The 3,529-nt window shown below is 52.0% G+C and carries 3 protein-coding genes; 1 reads left to right on the top strand and 2 read right to left on the bottom strand.

Annotation, left to right across the window (positions count from 1 at the left end):
* Positions 1-69: 69 nt before the first annotated feature.
* Together cusS and cusR are read right to left on the bottom strand one after the other, a co-directional pair.
* The gene (cusS, locus tag ACUU1I_RS20010) at positions 70-1,512 is read right to left on the bottom strand and encodes a Cu(+)/Ag(+) sensor histidine kinase CusS (RefSeq protein WP_000253803.1); all 1,443 of its coding nucleotides are present in this window, start codon (positions 1,510-1,512) and stop codon (positions 70-72) included.
* The gene (gene cusR / locus ACUU1I_RS20005; RefSeq protein WP_000770953.1) at positions 1,502-2,185 is read right to left on the bottom strand and encodes a copper response regulator transcription factor CusR; all 684 of its coding nucleotides are present in this window, start codon (positions 2,183-2,185) and stop codon (positions 1,502-1,504) included. Before cusR ends, cusS begins: the two co-directional genes overlap by 11 nt.
* A gap of 156 nt (positions 2,186-2,341) precedes the next feature.
* Between cusR and cusC the strand changes: the two genes are divergently transcribed.
* A partial coding sequence (gene cusC, locus ACUU1I_RS20000) for a Cu(+)/Ag(+) efflux RND transporter outer membrane channel CusC (protein WP_449144892.1) occupies positions 2,342-3,529 on the top strand: 1,188 nt, incomplete at its 3' end.

The following is a 3,529-nucleotide window of genomic DNA, read 5'->3' as shown; positions in this document are numbered from 1 at the left end:
ATTAATAGGTATGACTATTGCGGCACGTTATTTTTACACTGGTTATAAAAGTTGCCGTTTGCTGAATAATTAATCGGGTAATGTGATAACAAACCTTGTCCCCCGCGCATCTGACGTTACCGCAACCGTGCCTTTATGCGCGACAACAATCGATTTCACTATCGCCAGCCCAATACCGCTACCTTCACCTTTTCGCTGGCGGGAGGGGTCAACGCGATAGAAACGGTCAAACAATCGCGGTAAGTGCTCGGGCGCAATGGGCGTACCGGGGTTTTCGACGGAAACTTGCACCTGGTGATCGACCGTCTGACAGCGCACTACAATTGTCTCTCTGGTTGGCGTATAACGCAGGGCATTAGAAAGCAGGTTGCTTAGCGCCCGACGCAGCATCAACGGATCGCCCGCAACCTGACGTTTGTCGCCAACAAACCGCAACTCCACGCCGCGATCTTCCGCTAGCGCCTCGAAAAAATCGAACACTTTGCCGACTTCATCCGCCAGGTTGAGCATTTTCTTTTCGGGGATTAGCTGGTTGTTATCGGCCTGAGCGAGAAACAGCATATCGCTGACCATTTTCGCCATTCGCGTCAGCTCTTCGAGATTAGAGTAGAGCACATCTTCCAGCTCCTTCTGGCTGCGCGACTGGCTGAGGGCGATTTCCGTTTGCGTAATGAGATTAGTAATTGGTGTGCGAATTTCGTGGGCGATATCCGCTGAGAAATTGGACTGGCGAGTAAAGACATCCTCAATACGCTCGATCATATGGTTGAACGACAGTACCAGCTGTTCCAGCTCAATCGGCACGGTCTGCGGGTCAAGGCGAACGTCGAGATCTTTCGAGGTGATATTCTGGATTTGACGGCTGACGCTGCGGATCGGCGCGTGACCTTTATGTACCGCCAACAGCACGATAAAGACGATCAGGATGCTGATTACCGATGCGGTCATAATAAGTTTATTCATCAAATCATTTATGTAATGAAGATGAAAATCGATCGACAGCGCGATGTAGAGCGTATAAATCGGTTTGCCGTCCACCAACGGGCCAACCGGCAAGTTAATCATCCGCCAGTTGCTGTGTTCCATATGCCCGTGACCGTGGCCTGGCATCATAATCGTCGGGCCGGAAAGGAGATACACCTCGCCACCCCGCGCGTCTTTATCGGGTATGGCATCACGTGCAAACTCGCGGATATCAGGCGCACCGGGGGAGTGATACACCGTTTTGCCGTGGCTATCTGCCAGGGAAATCAACACGTTGGAATAACCACTGACGATATCTTCCAGCGTCATTAAGCGTCGGGCTTGCGTTTCGTCAGGGTGATTTAGTACCCGTTCAAGGGTGGCGCTAATCTCTTTTAAATCATTAATGTCCTGCTCGGCAAAATGCACTTTTACTGAGTGGATCATGATCCATGCAAAGGCGAAAAACGCCGCGATGGTGGCCAGGCTGATAAAAAAGGTCAGGCGGGTTGCCAGCGAAAACGGGCGCTGAAATGGCTTACTGACCATCCGGCACCTCAAGCATGTAACCCACGCCGCGCACGGTTTGAATCAGCTTCGGCTCAAAGTCGTTGTCGATTTTGCCGCGTAGCCGCTTCACCGCCACATCAATGGCGTTAGTGTCGCTGTCGAAATTCATGTCCCATACCTGCGAGGCGATAAGCGAGCGGGGCAGCACTTCGCCCTGATGGCGGAGAAAAAACTCCAGCAGAGTAAATTCTTTACTGGTCAGAGTGATGCGCGTGCCGCTGCGGGTGACTTTGCGGCTGACGAGATCGACCATCAGATCGGCAACCTGAAACTGACTTTCGATAATCACCGCCGCCCCGCGCCGCAGGAGAGTGCGCACCCGCGCCAGCAGTTCAGCAAAAGCGAACGGTTTCACCAGGTAGTCATCTGCCCCCAACTCCAGCCCCTTGACGCGATGTTCAATGGTGCCAAGCGCGGTAAGCAACAGAATCGGCATCCCTTTATTGGCGGAGCGCAACATGCGCACGATATCCCAGCCGTTCACGTCTGGCAGCATAATATCGAGGATTATCAGGTCATAATCACCGGTCATCGCCAGATGGTAGCCATTCAGCCCGTTGTCGGCCAAATCGACCACAAAACCGGCTTCGGTTAACCCTTTGGTCAAGTATTCTCCGGTTTTCTTTTCATCTTCGACAATCAACAGTTTCATATTTCCTCCGCATGTTGCCCGGGCAATTCTAGAGTAGCGGGATCAGATGGCAATCGCTTATTGGCAAAATGACAATTTTGTCATTTTCCTGTCACCGGAAAATCAGAGCCTGGCGAGTAAAGTTGGCGACATAAAATCACCAGAAATTATGAGCCTATGTCTCCTTGTAAACTTCTGCCATTTTGTGTGGCCCTTGCGCTAACTGGTTGTTCACTGGCACCGGATTATCAGCGTCCGGTAATGCCCGTACCGCAGCAGTTCTCACTCAGCCAGAACGGCCTGGTTAACGCAGCGGATAACTACCAGAACGCGGGCTGGCGCACCTTTTTTGTTGATAATCAGGTGAAGACGCTGATTAGCGAGGCGCTGGTGAATAACCGGGATTTGCGCATGGCGACGCTGAAAGTGCAGGAGGCACGGGCGCAATATCGTCTGACCGATGCCGACCGCTACCCACAGCTCAATGGCGAGGGCAGCGGCAGCTGGAGCGGCAATCTTAAAGGCGATTCAGCCACGACGCGGGAGTTCTCGACTGGCCTTAACGCCAGCTTTGATCTCGATTTTTTCGGTCGCTTAAAGAACATGAGCGAAGCCGAGCGCCAAAATTATTTAGCCACTGAGGAAGCCCAGCGCGCGGTGCATATTTTGCTGGTTTCTAATGTCGCGCAAAGCTATTTCAATCAGCAGCTGGCGTATGCGCAATTGCAAATAGCCGAAGAAACGCTGCGTAATTATCAGCAGTCATATGCGTTTGTCGAAAAACAACTGTTGACCGGTAGCAGCAATGTTCTGGCGCTGGAACAGGCTCGCGGGGTGATAGAAAGTACCCGCAGTGACATCGCTAAACGTCAGGGGGAACTGGCGCAGGCGAATAATGCATTGCAACTGTTATTGGGAAGCTACGGCAAGCTACCGCAAGCGCAGACAGTAAACAGCGGCAGCCTGCAAAGCGTTAAATTACCGGCGGGCTTGTCGTCGCAAATCTTATTGCAGCGCCCGGATATTATGGAAGCTGAACACGCGTTAATGGCGGCTAATGCTAATATTGGTGCTGCGCGTGCGGCATTTTTCCCGTCTATCAGCCTGACCAGCGGAATATCAACCGCCAGCAGCGATCTGTCGTCATTATTTAACGCTAGCAGCGGGATGTGGAATTTTATTCCTAAAATGGAGATCCCCATTTTTAATGCCGGACGCAACCAGGCCAATCTGGATATCGCCGAAATTCGCCAGCAGCAGTCGGTGGTGAATTATGAACAGAAAATCCAGAACGCTTTTAAAGAGGTGGCAGATGCGCTGGCATTACGTCAAAGCCTGGACGATCAAATCAGCGCCCAGCAGCTG

The organism is Shigella sp. SIG3 (genome assembly GCF_053555855.1).
This window is presented reverse-complemented; position numbering and strand designations above follow the sequence as displayed.